Annotated in this window: 17 protein-coding genes and 3 pseudogenes; 11 read left to right on the top strand and 9 right to left on the bottom strand. The window is 70.9% G+C overall.

Annotation, left to right across the window (positions count from 1 at the left end; translation table 11 throughout):
• Nucleotides 1-914 (bottom strand): glycosyltransferase family protein (locus ABT403_RS25860; protein ID WP_502966016.1); only part of this gene is annotated, 914 nt, incomplete at its 3' end.
• A 147-nt stretch (nt 915-1,061) separates the two neighbouring features.
• Here ABT403_RS25860 and ABT403_RS25865 point away from each other — a divergent pair.
• Nucleotides 1,062-1,676, top strand: coding sequence for a cysteine peptidase family C39 domain-containing protein (locus ABT403_RS25865; RefSeq protein ID WP_344161896.1), 615 nt, complete (start codon nt 1,062-1,064; stop codon nt 1,674-1,676).
• A gap of 65 nt (nt 1,677-1,741) precedes the next feature.
• Here the strand turns inward: ABT403_RS25865 and ABT403_RS25870 are convergent, their stop codons facing one another.
• Nucleotides 1,742-2,362 (bottom strand): TetR/AcrR family transcriptional regulator, encoded by a 621-nt coding sequence (locus ABT403_RS25870; RefSeq protein WP_344161893.1) that lies wholly within the window; start codon nt 2,360-2,362, stop codon nt 1,742-1,744.
• A gap of 85 nt (nt 2,363-2,447) precedes the next feature.
• Between ABT403_RS25870 and ABT403_RS25875 the strand changes: the two genes are divergently transcribed.
• Nucleotides 2,448-2,885 carry a DUF4345 domain-containing protein gene (locus ABT403_RS25875; RefSeq protein ID WP_344161890.1) on the top strand — a complete coding sequence of 146 codons (438 nt, stop codon included), beginning with the start codon at nt 2,448-2,450 and terminating at the stop codon, nt 2,883-2,885.
• A 275-nt stretch (nt 2,886-3,160) separates the two neighbouring features.
• Nucleotides 3,161-3,781 (top strand): DinB family protein, encoded by a 621-nt coding sequence (locus ABT403_RS25880; RefSeq protein ID WP_344161887.1) that lies wholly within the window; start codon nt 3,161-3,163, stop codon nt 3,779-3,781.
• 224 nt (nt 3,782-4,005) lie between these two features.
• Here ABT403_RS25880 and ABT403_RS25885 read toward each other — a convergent pair whose 3' ends face one another.
• Complete coding sequence (locus ABT403_RS25885) at nt 4,006-4,749, bottom strand: hypothetical protein (RefSeq protein ID WP_344161884.1); 744 nt, start codon at nt 4,747-4,749, stop codon at nt 4,006-4,008.
• Between the two features lie 137 nt (nt 4,750-4,886).
• Here ABT403_RS25885 and ABT403_RS39070 point away from each other — a divergent pair.
• Together ABT403_RS39070 and ABT403_RS25890 are read left to right on the top strand one after the other, a co-directional pair.
• Nucleotides 4,887-5,042: pseudogene (locus tag ABT403_RS39070) on the top strand (hypothetical protein); the annotation flags it as partial.
• A gap of 213 nt (nt 5,043-5,255) precedes the next feature.
• Nucleotides 5,256-5,894, top strand: a pseudogene (locus ABT403_RS25890) (aminoglycoside phosphotransferase family protein); the annotation flags it as partial.
• Between the two features lie 158 nt (nt 5,895-6,052).
• Here the strand turns inward: ABT403_RS25890 and ABT403_RS25895 are convergent.
• Complete coding sequence (locus ABT403_RS25895) at nt 6,053-6,502, bottom strand: hypothetical protein (RefSeq protein WP_344161881.1); 450 nt, start codon at nt 6,500-6,502, stop codon at nt 6,053-6,055.
• A gap of 257 nt (nt 6,503-6,759) precedes the next feature.
• Here ABT403_RS25895 and ABT403_RS25900 point away from each other — a divergent pair, with 257 nt between their 5' ends.
• Complete coding sequence (locus ABT403_RS25900; RefSeq protein ID WP_425580224.1) at nt 6,760-7,701, top strand: DUF5829 family protein; 942 nt, start codon at nt 6,760-6,762, stop codon at nt 7,699-7,701.
• 258 nt (nt 7,702-7,959) lie between these two features.
• On the opposite strand, the gene ABT403_RS25905 is transcribed toward ABT403_RS25900, so the two are convergent.
• The gene (locus ABT403_RS25905) at nt 7,960-9,090 is read right to left on the bottom strand and encodes an NADH:flavin oxidoreductase (protein ID WP_344161878.1); all 1,131 of its coding nucleotides are present in this window, start codon (nt 9,088-9,090) and stop codon (nt 7,960-7,962) included.
• Nucleotides 9,091-9,189: 99 nt separating this feature from the next.
• Between ABT403_RS25905 and ABT403_RS25910 the strand changes: the two genes are divergently transcribed.
• Nucleotides 9,190-9,729, top strand: a complete 540-nt coding sequence (locus tag ABT403_RS25910) for a MarR family winged helix-turn-helix transcriptional regulator (RefSeq protein WP_344161875.1) — start codon at nt 9,190-9,192, stop codon at nt 9,727-9,729.
• Between the two features lie 271 nt (nt 9,730-10,000).
• Here the strand turns inward: ABT403_RS25910 and ABT403_RS25915 are convergent.
• A pseudogene (locus ABT403_RS25915) lies at nt 10,001-10,830 on the bottom strand (IS5 family transposase).
• Nucleotides 10,831-10,958: 128 nt separating this feature from the next.
• Between ABT403_RS25915 and ABT403_RS25920 the strand changes: the two are divergent.
• Nucleotides 10,959-11,228: a hypothetical protein gene (locus tag ABT403_RS25920; RefSeq protein ID WP_344161873.1), complete on the top strand. Its 270-nt coding sequence runs from the start codon at nt 10,959-10,961 to the stop codon at nt 11,226-11,228.
• A gap of 227 nt (nt 11,229-11,455) precedes the next feature.
• Here ABT403_RS25920 and ABT403_RS25925 read toward each other — a convergent pair whose 3' ends face one another.
• Nucleotides 11,456-11,854, bottom strand: a complete 399-nt coding sequence (locus tag ABT403_RS25925) for a VOC family protein (RefSeq protein ID WP_344161870.1) — start codon at nt 11,852-11,854, stop codon at nt 11,456-11,458.
• A 94-nt stretch (nt 11,855-11,948) separates the two neighbouring features.
• Between ABT403_RS25925 and ABT403_RS25930 the strand changes: the two genes are divergently transcribed.
• The 3 genes from ABT403_RS25930 (at nt 11,949) to ABT403_RS25940 (ending at nt 16,810) form a co-directional block, all read left to right on the top strand.
• Nucleotides 11,949-13,043 carry a helix-turn-helix transcriptional regulator gene (locus ABT403_RS25930; RefSeq protein WP_344161867.1) on the top strand — a complete coding sequence of 365 codons (1,095 nt, stop codon included), beginning with the start codon at nt 11,949-11,951 and terminating at the stop codon, nt 13,041-13,043.
• Nucleotides 13,044-13,940: 897 nt separating this feature from the next.
• Complete coding sequence (locus ABT403_RS25935; RefSeq protein WP_344161864.1) at nt 13,941-16,292, top strand: glycosyltransferase family 2 protein; 2,352 nt, start codon at nt 13,941-13,943, stop codon at nt 16,290-16,292.
• A 140-nt stretch (nt 16,293-16,432) separates the two neighbouring features.
• A complete protein-coding gene (locus ABT403_RS25940) occupies nt 16,433-16,810 on the top strand; it encodes a hypothetical protein (RefSeq protein WP_344161861.1) in 378 nt (125 codons plus the stop codon).
• A 74-nt stretch (nt 16,811-16,884) separates the two neighbouring features.
• On the opposite strand, the gene ABT403_RS25945 is transcribed toward ABT403_RS25940, so the two are convergent.
• Both ABT403_RS25945 and ABT403_RS25950 read right to left on the bottom strand, forming a co-directional pair.
• Complete coding sequence (locus ABT403_RS25945) at nt 16,885-18,006, bottom strand: sensor histidine kinase (protein ID WP_344161858.1); 1,122 nt, start codon at nt 18,004-18,006, stop codon at nt 16,885-16,887.
• A gap of 5 nt (nt 18,007-18,011) precedes the next feature.
• A complete protein-coding gene (locus ABT403_RS25950) occupies nt 18,012-18,728 on the bottom strand; it encodes a response regulator transcription factor (RefSeq protein WP_344162344.1) in 717 nt (238 codons plus the stop codon).
• Nucleotides 18,729-18,759: the final 31 nt, after the last annotated feature.

Genomic DNA, 18,759 nt, shown 5'->3' on the forward strand with positions numbered 1-18,759 from the left:
GCCCACGACGACGAGGCCGCCGCCCCCCCCCGCCCCCCCCCCCACGCATCGCCTACCGCGAGGGCCAGGGGCGGGGCCTTGTGCCGGCGCACCACGGGGAGCGTCAGGACGGCGAGGGGGGTGCCGGTGAGCAGGAGCTTCAGGGCGGCGGGGAGGGTGTCCTGGCCGGGGGTGAGGAGCCAGGTGAAGCAGCCGAGCGGGGTCCCGGCGGTGACCGGCGCGGCGTCGCCCACGGCGGAGCTCTGAGCGGAGGCGAGGATCAGCAGCGGGAGGACGGCGGCGACGCCCGCGCTTTGCGCCAGCAGCAGGCGGACGACGACGCGGCCGCCCGGGCGCCGGAGGGCGATGGTGACCGCGTGGGCGGGCACCAGCAGCAGCCCCAGCAGGTTGAACCAGCCCAGCAGCGCGAGCAGCACGGCATAGCAGGTCAGCCACCGGCCTCGGGCCCGGCCGCGCAGGGCTTTCACCAGGGCGCACGTGGCCAGCACGGCCACCGCCATGACGAAGACGAACGAGCGGGCTTCCTGCGCGTAGCGCGACGCGGTCGGCAGGACGGCGAGCAGCAGCCCGGCGCACAGCCCGAGACGCCGACCGCCGAGCAGCCGTCCCAGCCAGGTGGGCCCGGCCGCCGCGACGGCCACCGCCATCGCGGACGGCACCCGGGTGAGGAACTCGTTGAGTCCGCCGAAAAGCTGCCCCACCAGGTACATCAGCACGTACTGCAGGCCGTGCACCGCATCGACCCGGCCCAGCAGCTCCATCAGCTCCGGCCAGGACCGCCGCGCCACGTCGATGGTGACGAACTCGTCGGTCCAGGCGGAGGGGACCGTGTTCCCCCACACCCCGAGGCTGAACGCCAGGACCGGCGGCACCCACCCGACGATGCGCATCCAGCGCACACGGCCGGTCGACACGCCGGTACCGGCGCCCTGGCCGCCGTCCTCGCGCGCCGTGCATCCCGCGAGTCGGGGACGATCGGGGTGATGACCTCCGGTGGCGGCGTGGGCCGGCCCCCTTCCACCGGCTCATCCGCCAGCCCACGCACCGGAAGGACCCCGCACGTGCCCGACCCCGACCTTTCGTTCCCCACCGTCACGCAGTACGCCAGCCCCGACCTGATCTCCGCCATCGTCTACGACGGCCACGACCCAGGGGACGACCCCCGCTGGGCCGGGACCGGCGCCCCGGACGTCGACACCTACCGCACCTGGTGCGGCCACATGTGCGGCATGGCCTGCCTGCGCATGGCCCTCCTCGCCCGAACCGGCGACGCCCCCACCCTCTTCGAACTCCTCGACGGCGCACGGAAGTACGGGGCCTACGTCGAGAGCGCGGACACCGGGACGATCCGCGGCCTGATCTACGCCCCGTTCGCCCAGTACGTGAACGACGTCCACCCCCTGCACGCCGAGGTCCACCCCGCCCTGCCGTCGGCGGACCTGCTGGCCCTGCTCGACTCCGGCCGGCTCGTGATGGCTTCCGTGCACAAGGAGATCCGCCAACCTGAGAACCGCTCCCCGGGCAAGGGCGGTCACCTCGTGCTCGTCACCGGCCGCCGAGGAGACACCGTGTTTTTCCGCAACCCGTCCGGCCACACCGACCAGGCCCGCACCGCGAACCTGCCTCTCGCCGAGTTCACCGAGTTCTTCGCCGGCCGCGGAGTATCCCTGAGGTGACGGTGCCTGACGTGGCCGGGCTGCTCGCGAACCGGCGCGCGGAATGCCGCATGGGACGCGGGCGTTCAGGCGGGCGGGGCGGGCGGCCAGTCCGGGGCGGGGTCCTCGGGGAGCAAGGGGCGCAGGGCGCCGACCGCCGCGCCGACAGCGGTGTCCCGCAGCTCGGTGCGGGTGCAGGTCTCGTGCGTGAGCCAGTCCACGCACAGCACCTGGACGAACACGAGCCAGGCCTTCAGTACCGCGGAGACGGCGGCGTGCATGCGTTCGTCGGCGAGGGGGAGCACCCCGAGCAGGCGTGCGCGCAGGGCGTCGAGTTCGTTCGTCATGATCGTCTGGATGACGGGGTCGCCCGCCAGTACGCGGTTCGCGGCTAGGACGGCGTGGCGGTTGGGGATGAAGTAGTCGAGGTGGGCGTCCAGGCCCTGGGTGAGCTGCTCGACGAGCGTGGCGCCGGGATCGAACGTGGTCGCCTCCAGCAGTCGGTCGGACGCCTGCTGGTACACCGCCGCGAAGAGGGCGTGCTTGCTCGGGAAGTGCTGGTAGAGCAGCGCGCGGGACACACCGGCCTGCCGGGCGACGTCCTCCATCAGCACGTCGTCGTAGGGGGCGGCGGAGAAGAGCCGGGCGCCGACGTCGAGCAGCTGGGTACGGCGGTCGGCGGGGTTCATACGTCGGCGAGGAGGCACGCACCCACACTACTTGACATGTGTCTACTAAGGGGAGCTAGGCTGAATCTTAATAGACATGCGTCAACTAAGGGGTGGGGGCGTCATGACCAAGGCACTCCGGGTGTTCGCGTGGGTGACGGGCCTCGCCTGCACGGCGATCGGGCTGTTCCACGTGGTCGCCGGCAATGCCGCGATTCCGGGCGAGGCCGACGCCGGCCCCACGATGGACAGCCTGGGCCGGTTCTTCGGCGCGATCTTCGCCGGGTACGGGCTGGCCTGGCTGTGGGCGGCCCGGCAGGAGCCCGTGCCGGCGCGGGTCGTGCGGTGGCTCGCGGTGGTGTTCCTGCTGGGCGGCGTGGGGCGGCTGCTGTCCCTGGCGGTGGAGGGGTGGCCGCACCCGTTCCAGGTGGTGCTGACCTTGATCGAGCTGGTCCTCCCGCTCCTCTGGTTCTGGCTGGCGGATGCCGATGAGCGGGCGCCCCGAGAGCGGCCGACCGCGGGTACGCCGGCCACCACGCCGACTCTTCCGGATCCCGCCTGACCCGCGTGGCGGCGTAGCGGGAAACCCAACGGGGGCCCCCGCCTTGGGACTGGTGGGTTCGCATGTTCAGGTTCCGTGGCGAAGGCGGACGAGCGTGGCCGGGAGCGGGTCGATGAACACCCGCCTGACGGCGTCGTTCTACGAATCCGCGGCCCGGTGGGTGAGCGTTCCCGGGTCGGCTCCGGTGAGGCCCTCGCGAAATTGGGACGCGGTTGTGGTGCCGGCTGTGCCAGGCTGATGGACCGTCCCCGGACCGATTCGACACAGGAGCTCCGGTGACGGCAGCGTCCCGCCTGTCTCCCCTGCTGGCGCAGTTCGACTTCGCGTGCAAACGCCTCGTCGACCGTATGACAGGGCCGGTCATGGACAGCGGTGACGGGACGGACACCGAGGTCGGCTGCATGACCGACGAGGAATACCTCTGGGAACCGGTGCCCGGCTGCTGGTCGGTACGGCGGCGCGTGGACGGGCCGGGACCTCGCGCGACTTCCCTGGCCGGCGCCGGCGACTGGGGCCGCGACGCCGCTTCCTACCCGCATCCCTGGCCGCCGCCCTTCACCACCATCGCGTGGCGCCTGAGCCACCTCGGCGAAATGCTGGCCCTGCGCGCCGACCACACTGCCGGCAGCCACGCACTCACCCGGGACGACCACCCCGTCAGCGGGGACGCCGCAGGAGCGGTCGCGGCCTTCGACGCCAGTGCCGCGGCCTGGCGGAAGGCGCTGCTGAGCGTCGACGAGGCGGCGCTCGACACCGTGGGGTATTGCACCTACCCGCACGGCAGCGACCCGGAGGAGCCGTTCATCGACATCGTGTGGTGGGTCAACCAGGAACTGCTGCACCACGGGGCCGAGGTCGCCCTGTTGCGCGACCTCTATCGCGCCCGGCCGCGCTGAGCCCCGTCACCAGCGCACACCGCGTGGCAGCCAGGCTGGGTTCCGGGACAGAGCCCGGTTCCCGGGTGCGGTCGGTATCGCCGCCCAGGGCCACGGCCCGAGCGCCGGTGGTGTGGCGGCGCGCGGCGACTCCGACGCGAAAGGGGAGCCCGGCGCCCGCCGCGATGCCGGCATCCGGCCCTGGCATGCGACGGCTGCCAGGTGGGGGTGCGTGGCGGGTGTTGTCAGGGGAGGGTGCGAAGCCGCTGCACCTGATGGGTCATGAGCTCGGCCGGGAACTCCATGGTTTCCGCCGAGGGAGACGGGTCCAGCCGGAACTCGGCGATCACGGAGCCGATCCGCACGAGCGTGAACCGTTGGATGGTGCGGATCTCCGGCACATCGGGGTTGAGGTCACTGACGTCCGTCCAGAGCGTCAGGGTGTACCCCACGGCCTCATCGCCCTGCGTGGGCGCCTGCCCCACCGTGAGGGTGGCGCGGGTGCCGGTGCCGTTGCCGCTGTAGACGTTGCGCCAGTGGAAGTCGCGGCAGCCCTGCATGGCCTTGCGGAGCCGGTCGAACTCGGAGGCTGCCTCCGTCGGGCCGGGGTGGGCTGTGAGAGTGGTGGCGCCGGCCCACTCCAGGTTCTCCTTGCTGTGGAAGATCTGGAGCACTGTCGTGGGCTGTGGCCTGTCCCGGTACGGGTCGGTGAGCAAGGCGCAATGGGGGTCGCTGATGGGGAAGGGGGCACGTTCCGGGTCGCGTTCGTACACCTTCTTCTCTGCGGAGCCGGCGGGTTCGATCTCGCCGTCCGGCAGGGCGGCCGCGAGCAGCCTCTGGGCGTCGACGGGGCGGGGCGCGGGCGGGGCCGGACGCGGTTCCGCTGCCGCAGGGCCGGACGGACCGGCGGCGGTGCAGCCTGCGGCCAGGGCTGTCACCAGCAGCAGCCCCCCGACCGCTGTGCCTCGTCTGCCGTGTGCGCTACTCATGGTTCCCCCAGGTGGATCTGTTGCGTCCCGGATGCTACTCGGGGCCGCCACGCGCAGAACGCCCGGGCGGCCCGGTTGCTCGCCGTCCACACGGTCGCGTAGCTCCTGACGGCTGGGGGCCGGCCCCTGGCCGAGGCGTGGCGCCCGCGTACCGGCCCACTCCCCTCGATCTCTTCATACGGCTGACGAAGGCCAGGGACTGGTCCCGGCTGCTCGGCAGAGTGCCGCCGCGCCACGTCCCGGTCGTCGCTGAACTCACCTGCGGTCGCGCCGACATGTGGCGGCAGATGGCCGAACACCTGGAAGAGGTCGTGGTGGACCTGACGAACGTCCGCACCACGGACGCGAAACATCAGCCCGGTGCACCGGGCCGGACGGGACTACGGTCGGGTGCCCGAGCACGTACCGCCCGACTCCTCCCCGCTCGGCTGCCCTCCGGCCGGCGAAACCCGCCCGGGTTCCGTCGGCCCGGCGCGGGAAGCCCACACCCCGAAGGAAAGCCCCACATGACATCGGCGGAAGACATCGACGTCCCCGAGGACGGCGGCAGGGCCAAGCTGAAGCCCCAGATGCCCCGCGAGGAGACCGCTGCCGCGCTGATCGGACTGCGGGCCTGGAAGGGCGACGGCATCGTACGGCTGCTCGATCACGACCCGGAGAGCAGCGCCATGCTGCTGGAGCGCCTCAACGCTTCGCGCAGCCTCGCGTCCGTCGTCGACGACGACACGGCCCTGGGCACCCTGGCCGCCCTGATGGCCCGGCTGCACGCCGCCCCGGCACCCGCCGGCCTGCGCCGTCTCGACGGCATCGCACGCGACATGCTGGCGGCAGTGCCGCAGGCCCTCGTCTCCCTGTCGGACCCTGACGACCAGAGGCGGCTGCACACCTGGGCAGCGGCCGTCGCCGAGTTGGTGGACGAGCCCGGTGACCGGCTCCTGCACTTCGGGAACGTGCTGGCCGCCGAGCGCGAACCATGGCTCGCCATCGACCCCGAACCCCTGTTCGGCGACCCGGGCTTCGACCTGTGGCCAGCCCTGGACACCGGCTGGGAGAAGTCGGAGACCACCGGGGACGCCAGGCGGGTGGTGCGGCGCCGCTTCGACCTGCTGACCGAGGCACTGGAACTGGTCCGCCGGCTCGCAGGGCCGCTGATCACGTCGGCAGCGACCCGCCCACCCTCCGGCGGCGGTGGGTCACCCATCTGTCCCTTCCCGCCGGAGTACAGTCCAACGCCGTGCTCGCCCGCAGGCCGCACAGGGGTGGAGCGGGCGGGGCTCGCCCTCCGCCCCCCCGGCTCAGCCGCTCACCGGGCGGGCCGCGCCGTCCGCAGCCGCGACGTTCGAGCCTCCCGGCCCGCGGTGCCCTCCCGAATGGCGCCTGCCCGGTCCATGCCGCTCCAGCCGGAACCCCGCTCGGCGTTCACCTCCTCGCGTACGTCCATCAGCCCGTAATGTGCGAACAACCGCTGCTCCTCCGCCACGGTCAGCACGTCCCCGCAGTCCAGCGCCGCGCACGGAGCCCGTTCGATCAGCGAGACGGCATACGGCAGCACGAGCCGGTCCCGCTCCAGCACCGCGTGCCGCAGCGGGGCGAACACGCCTCCCAGACCGGACGCCAGGTCGATGATCCGCACCCACTCGGGCCTGCCGGTGGTGTCGTCCACCAGGACGTACTCCACACCGCCGACCCGCTGGCCCCCCTCCGCCCACGCCGCACACCCCGCCATGGCCGCAAGCTGCTCCTGCTTGATCATCGCTCCTCCTCCGTCACCTGCCGCGCGCCGCTGTCACTGCCCGGCTACCCACACGGGGCGGCGAGAAGCGGACCCGTCGCCACCGGCCGCAGCCCGGCCCGGACACGTCCCCGCCCGGACAGCGCGACGGCGGACTACGAGAGCGACTGGAACGCCTGGCTGGCCGGTGTGCAGCCGCTCAGCCGGAAGGCAGCTCCAGTTGCGTGCACGGGAAAAGGCAGAGGTGGATGCGGGCCGCGCCGCCTACGATCACCCGCATGCGACTTCGACGACTGTTGCACGTGTTCATGATCCTCGCCGTGGCACTGGCCGGGTGGGCCGGCGGCACCAGCGGGATCGCGTCGGCGCTGGAGGAAGGTCCGCCGCCGACGGATCGTCAACTGCTCTTCTTCAACCACGCCTACGGGGTGCTCGACCGGGAAACCGCCGACGCCATCGAGCACTCCGCCTACCTGCGTGACTTCGCGGACTTCCAGGTCCGCACCACGACCGGCTCGGGGGGCGAGACCTGGACCGGCCGTTACCTGATGGGACGCGAGACCTACCTCGAGCTGTTCGGGGTCGGCGACGTCCCCGGCCAGGACGGCACGCTCGGCGCCGCCGGAATGGGGATCTCCGCCGAACGGGCCGGCGATCTCGCCACGGCCACCGCCCGTCTGCGCGACCAGGGCGTACCGAACCCGATCACCTTCCGCCAGACCAGGGACTTCGGCGACGGCGTACCGGTGCCGTGGTTCGACGCCGTCTTCACCACCGGCCAGTACGACGGCTTCGGCGCCTGGGGCATGGAGTACCTCCCCGAGTACTTCGCCGACCCGCGCGGCAACACCGAGCCGGCCGCCTACCCCGGTGACGTCGGCCGCGAACGGTACCTGTCCGACCGCTACCGCGACCACCTGATGCGGGACGTGACCTCGATCCGCCTCGCGGTCACCGCCCGCGACCTGGCCGCCACGCTGCCCCTCCTCCGGGCGGGCGGCTTCACGGTGCGCGAGCTCCCCAACGGCAGCGTCCTGGCGCAGGGCGCCGGCACCACCATCCGCCTGGACCCCGTGGCACGCGAGCAGGCCGGGCTGCGCCGGGTCGAGATGTCCCTCAACCACCCGGTGCCGTACCGCCACGAGGAGCGCATCGGTAACTCGACCCTCGTCGTAGGCCCGGGCGACCGAGCCGTGTGGACCTTCGGGGCCGCAGGGTAACGGGGACGGCCGCCCCCGCCGCCCCCCTCCCGCCGTCGCCCGCCCCGAAGGCCCGGGCGGCGGCGGCACTTCCGAGGCGGTCGGCGGTCACGAGCGCGTGACCGTCGAGGCGACGAAGGCGGAGAGGAGAAGGCGGCGAGGCGACGAAGGCCGCGCAGAGGCCTGCGCGCCGCCCGCGACTTCGCCCGCGCGGTGGCCCTGACCGCTCCCGCGAGCGGTCAGGGCCACGAGCCCGGGAGCCCCCGGCCTGCGCCGGTGCTAGCGGCTGAGCGACGTGAGCGCGGCCGCGTCGTACGGCTTCAGCTCGTCGAAGCGGTTGCCGAGGACCTTCGCCGCCCACTGCGGGTCCTGGAGCAGCGCCCGGCCGACGGCGACCATGTCGAACTCGTCGCGCTCCATGCGGTCCAGGAGGTTGTCGATGTCGCCGAGAGCCGCTCCCTCGCCCGCGAACGCGCGGATGAAGTCCCCGTCGAGGCCGACCGAGCCGACGGTGATGGACGGCCGGCCGGTGAGCTTCTTCGTCCAGCCCGCCAGGTTCAGGTCCGAGCCCTCGAACTCCGGGACCCAGTAGCGCCGGGTGGAGGCGTGGAAGACGTCGACGCCGGCCGCCGCCAGCGGGGCCAGGATCGCCTCCAGCTCCTGCGGGGTCTGCGCGAGGCGGGCGTCGTAGGCCTCCTGCTTCCACTGCGAGTAGCGGAAGATCACCGGGAAGTCGGCGCGGACGCGCTCGCGGACCGCGGCCACGATCTCCGCGGCGAACTTCGTACGGGCCACCGCGGTGCCGCCGTAGGCGTCGGTGCGGCGGTTGGTGCGCTCCCACAGGAACTGGTCGAGCAGGTAGCCGTGGGCGCCGTGCAGTTCGACGCCGTCGAAGCCGATCCGCTCGGCCTCCGCGGCGGCGTCGGCGAAGGCGCCGATGACGTCGTCGAGGTCGGCGCGGGTCATCGCCTTTCCGGTTCCCTCGGTGCCGTCGACGCGGATGCCGGAGGGGCCGACGGCGGGCGCGTCGGCGTACGGCGCCTGGCCCTGCTCGCGCACCATGCCTATGTGCCACAGCTGCGGCACGATCGTGCCGCCGGCCTCGTGCACGGCCGCCGCCACCTTCGCCCACCCGGCCAGCTGCTCCTCGCCGTGGAACCTGGGCACCCGTCCGCTCTGCCCGGCGGACTCGTGACCGACGTAGGTGCCCTCGGTGACGATCAGGCCCACACCTGCGGCGGCCCGGCTGGCGTAGTACGCCCGGACGTCCTCTCCCGGAACGCCGCCGGGGGAGAACATCCGCGTCATCGGGGCCATCGCGATGCGGTTCGGGACGGTCAGGCCGTTCAGTGCGATGGGCCGGGACAGGATCTCGGCCGCGCGGGAGGCGGTGGACGTGGTGACGGTCATGCGGGTCCTCCGGGGTGAGGCTGTGGCTCGTCGGACGGCAACGAGAAGTGCATACTACACACGATATGTATTGTGCATATCGGCGAGGGGTCGGTGATAATGGATCCGCCGGAAGGAGCGGGAGGCGCAGTGCTGGAGAAACTGGAGCGGGAGCTGATGCTGCTCTCACGGCACCAGGTGCTGGCCCGGCGCGAGCGCGACCCCGAACGTCTGGAACGGTCGGCGTACCTGCTGCTCAGCCGGATCGACACACAGGGCCCCATGTCCATCGGGCAGTTGGCCGAGGCTTTCGGGCTCGACACCTCGACCGTGAACCGCCAGACTGCCGCACTGCTGCGCTGCGGACTGGCCGAACGCGTCGCGGACCCGGACGGCGGCATGGCCCGCAAGCTCCGCATCACCGCCGAGGGCGGGCGCCGGCTCGCCGACGACCGCGAGGTCAACCGGTCCTGCCTGGCCCGGGTGGTCGCCGACTGGTCCCCGGAGGAGGTGCGGGAGCTGGAGGACGTCCTGGTCCGCCTCAACCGCAGCGCCGAGGCCCTCGAGGGGCGCTACTGGCCCCGCGAGGAGGAAGACGACACCCGCGCCACGCCTGGCCGACCGCCGGTCCCGCGGGCTTCCGCGGAGCCCGCACCGTAGGAAACCCGGCGCTCCGCGAAGACCCGGCGGCGGTGCCTGAAGGGGAACGACAGCGGGGGCGATAAGGCCGCCCCCGCGGTGATGGCCCGCTGGTCGCCGGGGAGCGCCCCACCCTGAGCTCCCTCGCCTCACAGTCCTGGCGACGGGGCATGTTCAAGCCCCGCGTACTACCTCCCCGGGGTCCTTGCTCCATGTCCGAAGGCCGAGGCGCACGCCTGCGGTCTCCCGCCACACGATGAGGGCGGCCTAGTCCGGAGTTGTCGTCAAAGTGTCACGCCCACAGCAGGAGCGATGCGAGGGTGACGGCTGCTTGGTAGGACTGGGCGGTCTTGTCGTATCTGGTGGCGATGCCGCGCCACTGCTTGAGGCGGTTGAAGCACCGTTCCACGACGTTGCGGCGCTTGTAGACCTGCTTGTCGAAGATCGGGGGGCGGCCGCCCCGGCTGCCGCGCCGGGCCCGGTTGCGGACCTGATCGGACCGCTCGGGGATGGTGTGGGCGATGCCCCGGCGTCGGAGCCAGGTCCGGATCGCCTTCGAGCTGTAGCCCTTGTCGCCGATGACATGGCCGGGCCGCTTGCGCGGCCGGCCCGGTCCTGTGCGAGGTACCCGTATCGCGTCCATCACGGCGGTGAACTGGGTGCAGTCGTTGGTGTTCCCGCCGGTCAGGACGAAGGCCAGCGGCCGGCCCGCTCCGTCGCAGGCGAGGTGGATCTTGCTGGTCAGCCCGCCGCGGGACCGGCCGAGGGCCGGGCTGCGGAGCCCCCTTTTCGGGCTCCGGCCGCGTGCTGGTGGGCACGCACGACAGTGGAGTCGACCGACACGAGCCACTCGATGTCGCCCGCGGCGTCCGCTCCCGCCTGGGCTGCCTGGAGCATCCGCTCGAAGGTCCCGTCCGCCGCCCACCGGCGGAAACGGGTGTGGAGGCTGGCCCACGACCCGTACCGTTCGGGCACGTCTCGCCAGGCGACCCCGGTCCGGAACTTCCAGACGATCCCGTTCAGGACCGTCCGGTCGTCCAGCCGCGGCCGCCCGAAAACGGGCCGGGGCAGCAGCGGTTGCACGAGTTCCCACTCGGCATCGGACAGTTCATGGCGACGTATCACGACACCATGATCCACAACGCAAGATCACTTTGACGACAGACCCTAGTCCGCACGGCCGTACGGCCATGACCGTCCAACGCCCGGCCGCCCTGAGGCCGATTCACAGGCCCGGCTAGGATTCGGGCATGACTCACTCGGGGGACAAAACGCCTACCATTGCCACGCGCGGTCAACTGACCGCACTCGCTTTCCTGCTGGCTGCCATAGCCGTACTGGCGAAGTGGCACGACGGCCCGGTCTTCTGGTGCGGCGCCCTCCTCGGCCTCGCCGGCATCGGTGGCTACTTCACCCAATTCGACAGCCCGCGCGGCGCGGCCCCGTGGCTCCTCGCCGCCGTCGGCTTCTGCATGGTCGCCATGTTCACCATCCAACTGCTGATCGGCGTCTTGTCCTGACCGCAATCGCCTCTGGCCCCGACATCGCCACGCGAGGGGCAGCGATAGCAGTACGGCGGCCATGGGCGGTCCAGCCCCCAGACGGGCCATCCCGGGCGGATGCCGACCGATCCCCGACGGGCACCCCGGACAGGTGGCTGCGCTCGGCCTCCGCGGGGACCTGCGGAGGCGGGGCACAGGTGTGGAGGTGGCTGTTGGGGCCGTCGAAGCAGTGGTCGCCGGCCGCGTCAGCGAGCGAACTTCTCGATGGCCACCGGCGTGACCGGGGTGAAGAAGTTGACGAGGTTGCCGTCGGGGTCACGGAGCAGGAGCGACCGGTTCCCCCAGGGCATCGTGGTGGGCTCGGTCACGAAGTCCTCGACGAAATCGGCCAGGTTCCGGTACACGCCGTCCACGTCGGCGACGAGGAACTCGATGATCACGGTGTTGTTGTCGGCCGGACGGGCGGAGCCGGGAGCGAACAGTGCCACGGTGCGGGTGCTGCCGATCGCGAGGGTCCCGCTCGGGGTCCGCAATTCGGCGAAGTCCTCGGTGGACCAGTGGGCCCGCACACCGGTGGCCCGCTCGTAGAAGTCGACGAGGCGTGCGACGTCGCTGGTGATGATCCGGATCGAGACGAAGTCCATGGTGCTCTCCTCAAGCTGGTGAAGCCGTTGCACCTCGGACGCTAGAGCAAATAGTGGACAGAATCGGTCCAGTATCAACGCTAGGCTCGTGGACATGGCTCGACCCACCAGCCGCGTGCTCACCCTCCTGGAACTCCTGCAGTCGGGCGGCATCAGAACGATGGCCGAACTCGCCGACCGGCTCGGCGTCGACGCACGCACCGTGCGGCGGTACGTGGCCCACCTGGTCGACCTCGACATCCCGGTCGAGGCGGTCCGCGGCCGCTACGGCGGGTACCGGCTCGCCCCCGGGTACCGCCTGCCACCGCTCATGCTCAACGACGACGAGGCGCTTGCCGTGCTGCTCGGCCTCGCCGCCGGCCGCAGGACCGGGCTGCCGGCGACGACTGAAACCGCAGGCGAGACGGCGACGGCCAAGATCCGCCGGGCACTGCCCGAGCGCCTGGCCCGTCGGCTCGACGCCGTCATGGAATCCCTCGCCTTCACCGCTGAGCCCGGCGACGTGGCCTCCCCGGAGACAGGGGTCCTGCTCGCCATCGCCGATGCGGTACGCCATCGCCGCCCGACCTTGATCAGGTACACCGCCCGAGACGGCCGACGGAGCGAACGCACGTTGCACCCGTACGGGATCGTCGCCCATGCGGGCCGGTGGTACGTCACGGGCACCGATCCCGGGATCGGCCAGGAGCGGACCTTCCGGCTCGATCGCATCGCGGACGCCAGGCCCCTGCCAGGCTCGTTCGAGCCGCCCGCCGGCCTCGATCCGGCACAGCGCGTCCTGTCCGGGCTCGCCGAGGCCGCCTACCGGCACCAAGTGAGCCTGCGGATCCACGGGACGGTCGAACAGATCCGCACCCGACTGCCCGCCAGCGTAGCGAGCGTGGAGGAGCCCGTCGCCGGGGACGCCGCAGATCCGCAGGCCGAGCGTTGGCTCCGCGTCGAACTGAGAGCAGAGCGCCTCGACTGGTTGCCGCCCGTGCTGGCCTCGCTCGACCTGCCGTTCGTCATCGAGCGACCGGACGAACTGCGAGACCTCGTCATCGCGCTCGCCGACCGGCTCACAGCCTCTGCTTCTCCCGCAGGGCGACGTCCAGCCGCCACAGGGCGGCGATCTGGTTCTCCGCCGGGGCCTTGGCGCGGTCCGGCGCCGCCGGACGCCGCTGGATCCCGGTCGCCGGATGGAACCTGACCCGGCCCTGCCCCTGCCGCTGCCACAGCCGATCGCCTTGCGTGCGATCGACAGCCCCCGGTTGACGGTGTCCCCGTCCACCCCGTCCGCCCGGGCCGGTCGGCGCGGGCTCGCCGGCGAACATCCACCCCCACGTCGTCAGCGGGATCCGGTAGACCCTGGCGGAGGACTTCGCGATCCCGCCGCAGCGGGCTTGGTCGTCCTCGCCATCGGCGCGGTGGTCGCCTTCGTCGGACTCCAGGTGTCGCCCCTCCGAGTGAGGCGGCAAGCAGATGAAGGAGGGCGACACCTGCGTCACCTACTCGGCCGGCCATGAGGCCGGAGCCAAGGACCTGGAGGAGCAGGAGTCCAGCAACTCGGCCAGCTCGACCATCTTCCTCATCGTCGGGGGGCTCGTGATGCTCGGCGCTGGCTGGGCGACCGTCAGGTCCCTGAGAGGCGCCGGAAGAGGGCCTTGACGGCGGCGCCGTCGCCGAACGCCTCCACGCCGTCAGCAACCTGGTCCTCGCCTGGCGCGGCGGGCTCCGGAGCTCCGCCGACGCACCTGAAGCCCCGGGGAAGGGGACGTTGACCTGCTGCTCTATGCGTATGGGGGCTGGGTGCGGCGTTCGCCCGGATCTCGCCCTCGTTCAGTTCGCCTGTCCGCACCGCCCCCGGGGGTCGGTATTCCGCGAGCGGAGCAGCGAGCCAGCCGCCGTCACGTTCCGTGAAGCGCTGGCCGTAGTACTATCCGCCGAACCGCACCTTCCTCTGTCATGTACCCGCCGCCCCTCCGGGTCAGGAAAGTCGAGATATTGCGTGCAAAACGCAACACGTCAGGAAAATTCCGGTGAATCGGTCAACGTGCATGACAGGTGCCTCCACCTCGGAAGGTATTGCTGCGGGAGTCCCGCGCTCTTGCTCACCCTGATCTGCGGGGTTGTGTTCGAAGCGGTCCTCCTGCGGTTCGGCAGGACCGATACCGGGGTGCGGTCGCTGCTATGGCTTTCCGTGGTCACCGGCCAGTCTCTCGTCGTCTGGCACACCGGTGTCACCTGGCTGACCACCATCCGTCGGCGGAACCCCGTTCCAGCGCGGGGCGCGGGGCGGTGGCAAGGCAGTGTCGATGCCTTCGTGACGGTGTGCGGCGAACCGCTCGACGTCGTGCGTCCGGTGATCCAGGCCGTGCGGGACATGGAGATCCCCCACGACACATGGGTCCTGGACGACGGCGCGAGCCCGGAGTTGAGGGAACTGTGCCGTGCGGAAAACGTCGGGTACCTTACCCGGCCCACCCGGGTGAACGGAAAGGCCGGCAATGTCAACTACGCGCTGGCGCGCACGACCGGCGACCTCGTGGCGATCTTCGATGCCGACCACCGCCCCGACACCACCTTCCTCCGGAAAACGGTCGACCATTTCACGGACGACCGGCTGGCATTCGTCCAGACCCCGCAGAGCTATGTCACCCGCGACACCCTGGTCTCCCGCGGTGCGAAGCAGGCCCAGCTTCCCTTCTACCGCGCCGTCATGCCGGGAAAGGCAAGGCAGGGAGCCGCGATCTGTGTCGGCACCAACGTCGCCTTCCGGCGGGTGGCGCTTGAACAGATCGGCGGACTCTACGAAGGAAGCCAGTCCGAGGACGTCCACACCTCGCTGCGCCTGCACAGCCTCGGCTGGCGCTCGGCCTACGTTCCGGAAGTCCTGGCGCACGGCCTGCCGCCCGAGAACTGGCAGGTGTACCTGAGGCAACAACGACGGTGGGCGCGCGGAGCGTTCGAGATACTGTTCGGCGGAGCACTGTGGGGACGCGGCCGACTCGGCGGTGCACAACGCCTCCAATACAGCATGCTGGGAACGCACTATCTGTCCTCGCTCATATTCCTCCTGGCGTCATGCCTTCCCTGCCTGTACCTGCTCAGCGGCGTGACACCGGTGTCCGTGCATCCGCTGGTCCTGTTCTCGCTCGCGCTGTGCTCGCTGGTGGTGATCGGGCTCGCGAACCGCTGGGAGAACAACAGCTTCGGCGTGGCCGGAGCCATCGCCTTCATGGTCGCGAGTCCGGCCTGTGCGCTCGGTCTCATCGACGCGTTGACCCGACGCCACATCGATTGGGCCCCCACGCACGGGCGGTCGTCGCCCGTGCGACGTACGACCTCGACCTCGATCTCGACGTATCGCATCGCGACGGCGGGCGTCTGTCTCGTGGCGGCGGTCGTGGGACTGGCCGGTGGCCTGGCGCGGCAGGGCCACATCGACCTCGCCGTCCTGCTCGGACTGCCGGCCGCCCACAACACGTGGGTATTCGTCCCGACGGCCTGGTGCCTGATCGCAGCACTGGTGTTCCTGCTGCCGTCGATCCGTCGGCTGCCGAGGGTGCGGATGTCCACGCCGGTGCGCCGGACCACCGTGGTCGCCACCTGCGCGGCGGTGCTGGTCGCGGCAACCATCATCCATCCGTACGGTTCGGCACCGAGTTCGTCGGCAACCCGCCCGACGGCACCGGAATGGTGGCGAGAGGACTTCTCAGGCCCCGCAGGCACGCAACCGTCGGAGCGAGACTGGAGCTTCCAGACCGGTCATCACTACCCGGGCGGACCACCGAACTGGGGAACCGGTGAGAGCCAGGAGTACGTGCGCAGCTCGCGCAACGTGAGGCTGGACGGTCATGGGCATCTCGAAATCGTTGCCACGACCGACGGGAACCATGGCTATCAGTCCGCCAGAATCGAGACGAGGCGCAGCGACTTCATACCGCCGCTCGGCGGCACGCTGCGCATCGAGGCGCGGGCGAAACTGCCTGCGGCGCGAGGATCATGGGCCACTTTCTGGGCGCTGGGAAGCTCGTTCCGCCGTGATCTGCGCTGGCCGGAATCCGGAGAACTGGACGCGATCGAATATCGGGGCGCACGACCGGACGAAGTGACCGGAGTCGCGCACTGCCCGGGCTGCGGCGAACCGGTCGGGAAACGGGCACAGTACCGGGATCAGCGCGGGTTGGCCGATGAGTTCCATACGTACACGATGGACTGGCGAAGCCAGCCGGATCGGATCGACTGGTACGTCGACGGAAAGCTCTACCACTCAGTCACCAGGAAGATGCTGGGCGAAAAGAGCTGGGTATTCGATCAGCCCGTGTTCTTGCTGCTCAATCTCGCCGTAGGCGGAGACTGGCCGGGACCACCGCAGGAGACCGACTATCCAGCCACCATGGTGGTCGACTACGTCGCGGCCCGTACCTGCCTGGGCCAGTGTTCGTCTCCTGGCTGAGCCACGATCCGGCCGCGCCCAGTCCGGCCTTTCGATCCGGAGTTCCGTAAGGAGTTGGTAAGGGGCAGTCGGCCGCCGGTGGGAGAAGACCTGCTTACCCTCTCAGTGCACGAGATCTTCGTTACTGACCGAGGAGAACGATGAAGAACAGGTTCAAGATGTGGTCGGCGCGCCTCGCGGCGGCCACAGTGGTCGTGGCGGGTGCCACGCTGGTTCCCGCCACCTCCGCGTCTGCGGCCACGCCGCGCTATTTCACCATATGCAACAACGGATCCGACTTCACGGTCCAGGCGGAGTTCCCGCCCGCTCCCGGCGACTTCGGATGGAAGAGTTCGTGGTTGAACAAGGGGTACTGCTCGCTCATCGACGTGCAGAACAAGGACCAGCGGGTCGTGATCCGGGCGAGGAATGCGAGCGGGCAGACGTACCAGGTCGCCAAGTTCACCTTCCCTGCCGAGCGCGGAGTGGACGTCAAGGTCAGGGGCTCCTACGGATCCGTCATCACGGCCCGCAGCTGACGATGTTCTCTCTGGTCCGGCGTTGACCGCGGCCGGCCGGTGGCCTGGAGTCTCTTGCTGAAGCAGCGGGCTCCCTAGGCCCCGGCGAGGGGCAGGGTCACCTCGAAGCGGCAGCCGCCGGCGACGTTGCGTACGCTGGCGTGGCCCGCGTGGGCTTCGACGATGCCCCGGACGATCGCCAGGCCGAGACCCGCCCCGGCCGGAGGCGTGCGCGCCTCGGTTCCTCGCCAGCCGGTGTCGAAGACCCGGGGCAGGTCCTGCTCGCGGATGCCTCCGCAGCCGTCGGTCACCGAGAGGACCACCGTGTCGTCCGCGCTGGACTCCGCGGCGATGGCGACCGTGCCGTCGGTCGGCGTGCGGTGCAGTGCGTTGCTGAGCAAGTTGCACAGGACGCGCGTCATCTCCTTGCCGTCGACCTCGATCGGCAGCGCAGTGACCCGCTCTCCGACGAGCCGGACCCCACGTTGGCGGGCGAGCGCCTCCACACCGGCCATCGCATCGCCGACCAGGTCGTACGTCGAGATCCGGGTAGGCATCAGCGAGAGCGCTCCCGCGTGGATGCGGGAGAGCTCGAAAAGATCGCCGACCATGCCGTTCAGTCGTTCGGCCTCCGTCCGGATCTGGCGGAAGTACCGCTCGGGATCGGCGGCCATGCCGTCCTCCAGGGCTTCGGCCATCGCACGCACTCCCGCCAGCGGAGTCCGCAGGTCGTGTGAGATCCATGCGACGAGTTCCCGTCGAGACGTCTCCAGCGCCCGCTCGCGGTCGCGTGACGCGTTCAACTTGGCGCTGGTGGCCGCCAGTTCCCGGGTCAGCGCGTCCAGTTCCGCGGTCCCGGCCTCGTCCGGCGCGGCGAACGACCCGCCGTCACCGAAAGAGCGAGCCGCCAGGGCCAGGGCCGCGCTGCGGGCGACCACCCATCGGCCCAGTACGAGGGCCAAGGCGAAGGAGACGACTGCCGCCATGGCGACGACCGTCGTGACCACGGTCAGGTCGTGTCGCGACAGGAACATCGCCCAGGCGACGGTGAGGGTCCCGGCGAGCATCGTCGTCACGGAGGCGGCGGCGACGACCGTCAGGGAGACCGCCGCCGACCGGTGGCGTACCGCGCGCAGGACCGCGGCCCCGAGTGCTCCGGCCGTCGCCGCGCCGCCGAAGGCGTACAGGGCGATGAGGAGGATGTCCTGATCCCGCATCGTGTTCATCCTTGTTCCGTGGTGGAGTCGAAGCGGTATCCCACACCCCAGACGGTCTGGATCAGTCTGGGGTTCGCCGGATCTTCCTCGATTTTGGTTCGAAGCCGTCGCGCGTGGACGGTCACGGTGGACAGGTCACCGAACTCCCAGTCCCATACGTCCTGCAGGAGCTGTTCCCGGCTGACGGCCCGTCCCGGATTGCGCATCAGGTAGACGAGTAGGTCGAACTCGCGCATGGTGAGGGCGAGTTCCCTCTCGCCTCGGACGGCACGGCGGGCGGTCACGTCGACCACCAGGTTCGCGGCCGTCAGGAAGGTTCCGGTGCCGGGCTCGACCGCGACCGCGGCGCGGCGGCGCAGGACGGCCCCCACCCTGAGCACGAGTTCGCGCGGGCTGAAGGGCTTGGTGACGTAGTCGTCGGCGCCGACTTCCAGCCCGAGCACCCGGTCTTCCTCGTCTCCTCGCGCCGTGAGCATGATGACGGCGGGCGCCGGTGAGCCCTCGCGCAGGCCACGGCACACATCTATGCCGTCCATGCCGGGAAGCATCAGGTCCAGGACGACCAGATCGGGCGGAGCGCTCGCGGCGCACGACAAGGCCTCATGTCCGTCGGCGGCTGTGTCGACGACGAACCCTGCGTTCTCGAGATAGCCGGTGACGACTTCGGTGACCGTCGGGTCGTCGTCGACGACGAGGATCCGACGTGGGGTTTCGGGGTGCATGGCGTCAGCCTCGCATGCCGCTCGGGGCGGC

Origin of the sequence: Streptomyces sp. NPDC000075, assembly GCF_040301925.1 — a bacterium.
Taxonomy (GTDB): Bacteria; Actinomycetota; Actinomycetes; order Streptomycetales; family Streptomycetaceae; genus Streptomyces; species Streptomyces polychromogenes.

Excerpts from the sequence above, each read along its gene's own strand:
- ABT403_RS25885 (WP_344161884.1), bottom strand. The coding sequence starts at position 4,749 with ATGAGTAGCGCACACGGCAGACGAGGCACAGCGGTCGGGGGGCTGCTG.
- ABT403_RS25940 (WP_344161861.1), top strand. The coding sequence starts at position 16,433 with ATGAAGAACAGGTTCAAGATGTGGTCGGCGCGCCTCGCGGCGGCCACA.
- ABT403_RS25875 (WP_344161890.1), top strand. The coding sequence starts at position 2,448 with ATGACCAAGGCACTCCGGGTGTTCGCGTGGGTGACGGGCCTCGCCTGC.
- ABT403_RS25905 (WP_344161878.1), bottom strand. The coding sequence starts at position 9,090 with ATGACCGTCACCACGTCCACCGCCTCCCGCGCGGCCGAGATCCTGTCC.
- ABT403_RS25945 (WP_344161858.1), bottom strand. The coding sequence starts at position 18,006 with ATGCGGGATCAGGACATCCTCCTCATCGCCCTGTACGCCTTCGGCGGC.
- ABT403_RS25895 (WP_344161881.1), bottom strand. The coding sequence starts at position 6,502 with ATGATCAAGCAGGAGCAGCTTGCGGCCATGGCGGGGTGTGCGGCGTGG.
- ABT403_RS25910 (WP_344161875.1), top strand. The coding sequence starts at position 9,190 with ATGGATCCGCCGGAAGGAGCGGGAGGCGCAGTGCTGGAGAAACTGGAG.
- ABT403_RS25900 (WP_425580224.1), top strand. The coding sequence starts at position 6,760 with ATGCGACTTCGACGACTGTTGCACGTGTTCATGATCCTCGCCGTGGCA.
- ABT403_RS25920 (WP_344161873.1), top strand. The coding sequence starts at position 10,959 with ATGACTCACTCGGGGGACAAAACGCCTACCATTGCCACGCGCGGTCAA.
- ABT403_RS25925 (WP_344161870.1), bottom strand. The coding sequence starts at position 11,854 with ATGGACTTCGTCTCGATCCGGATCATCACCAGCGACGTCGCACGCCTC.
- ABT403_RS25950 (WP_344162344.1), bottom strand. The coding sequence starts at position 18,728 with ATGCACCCCGAAACCCCACGTCGGATCCTCGTCGTCGACGACGACCCG.
- ABT403_RS25930 (WP_344161867.1), top strand. The coding sequence starts at position 11,949 with ATGGCTCGACCCACCAGCCGCGTGCTCACCCTCCTGGAACTCCTGCAG.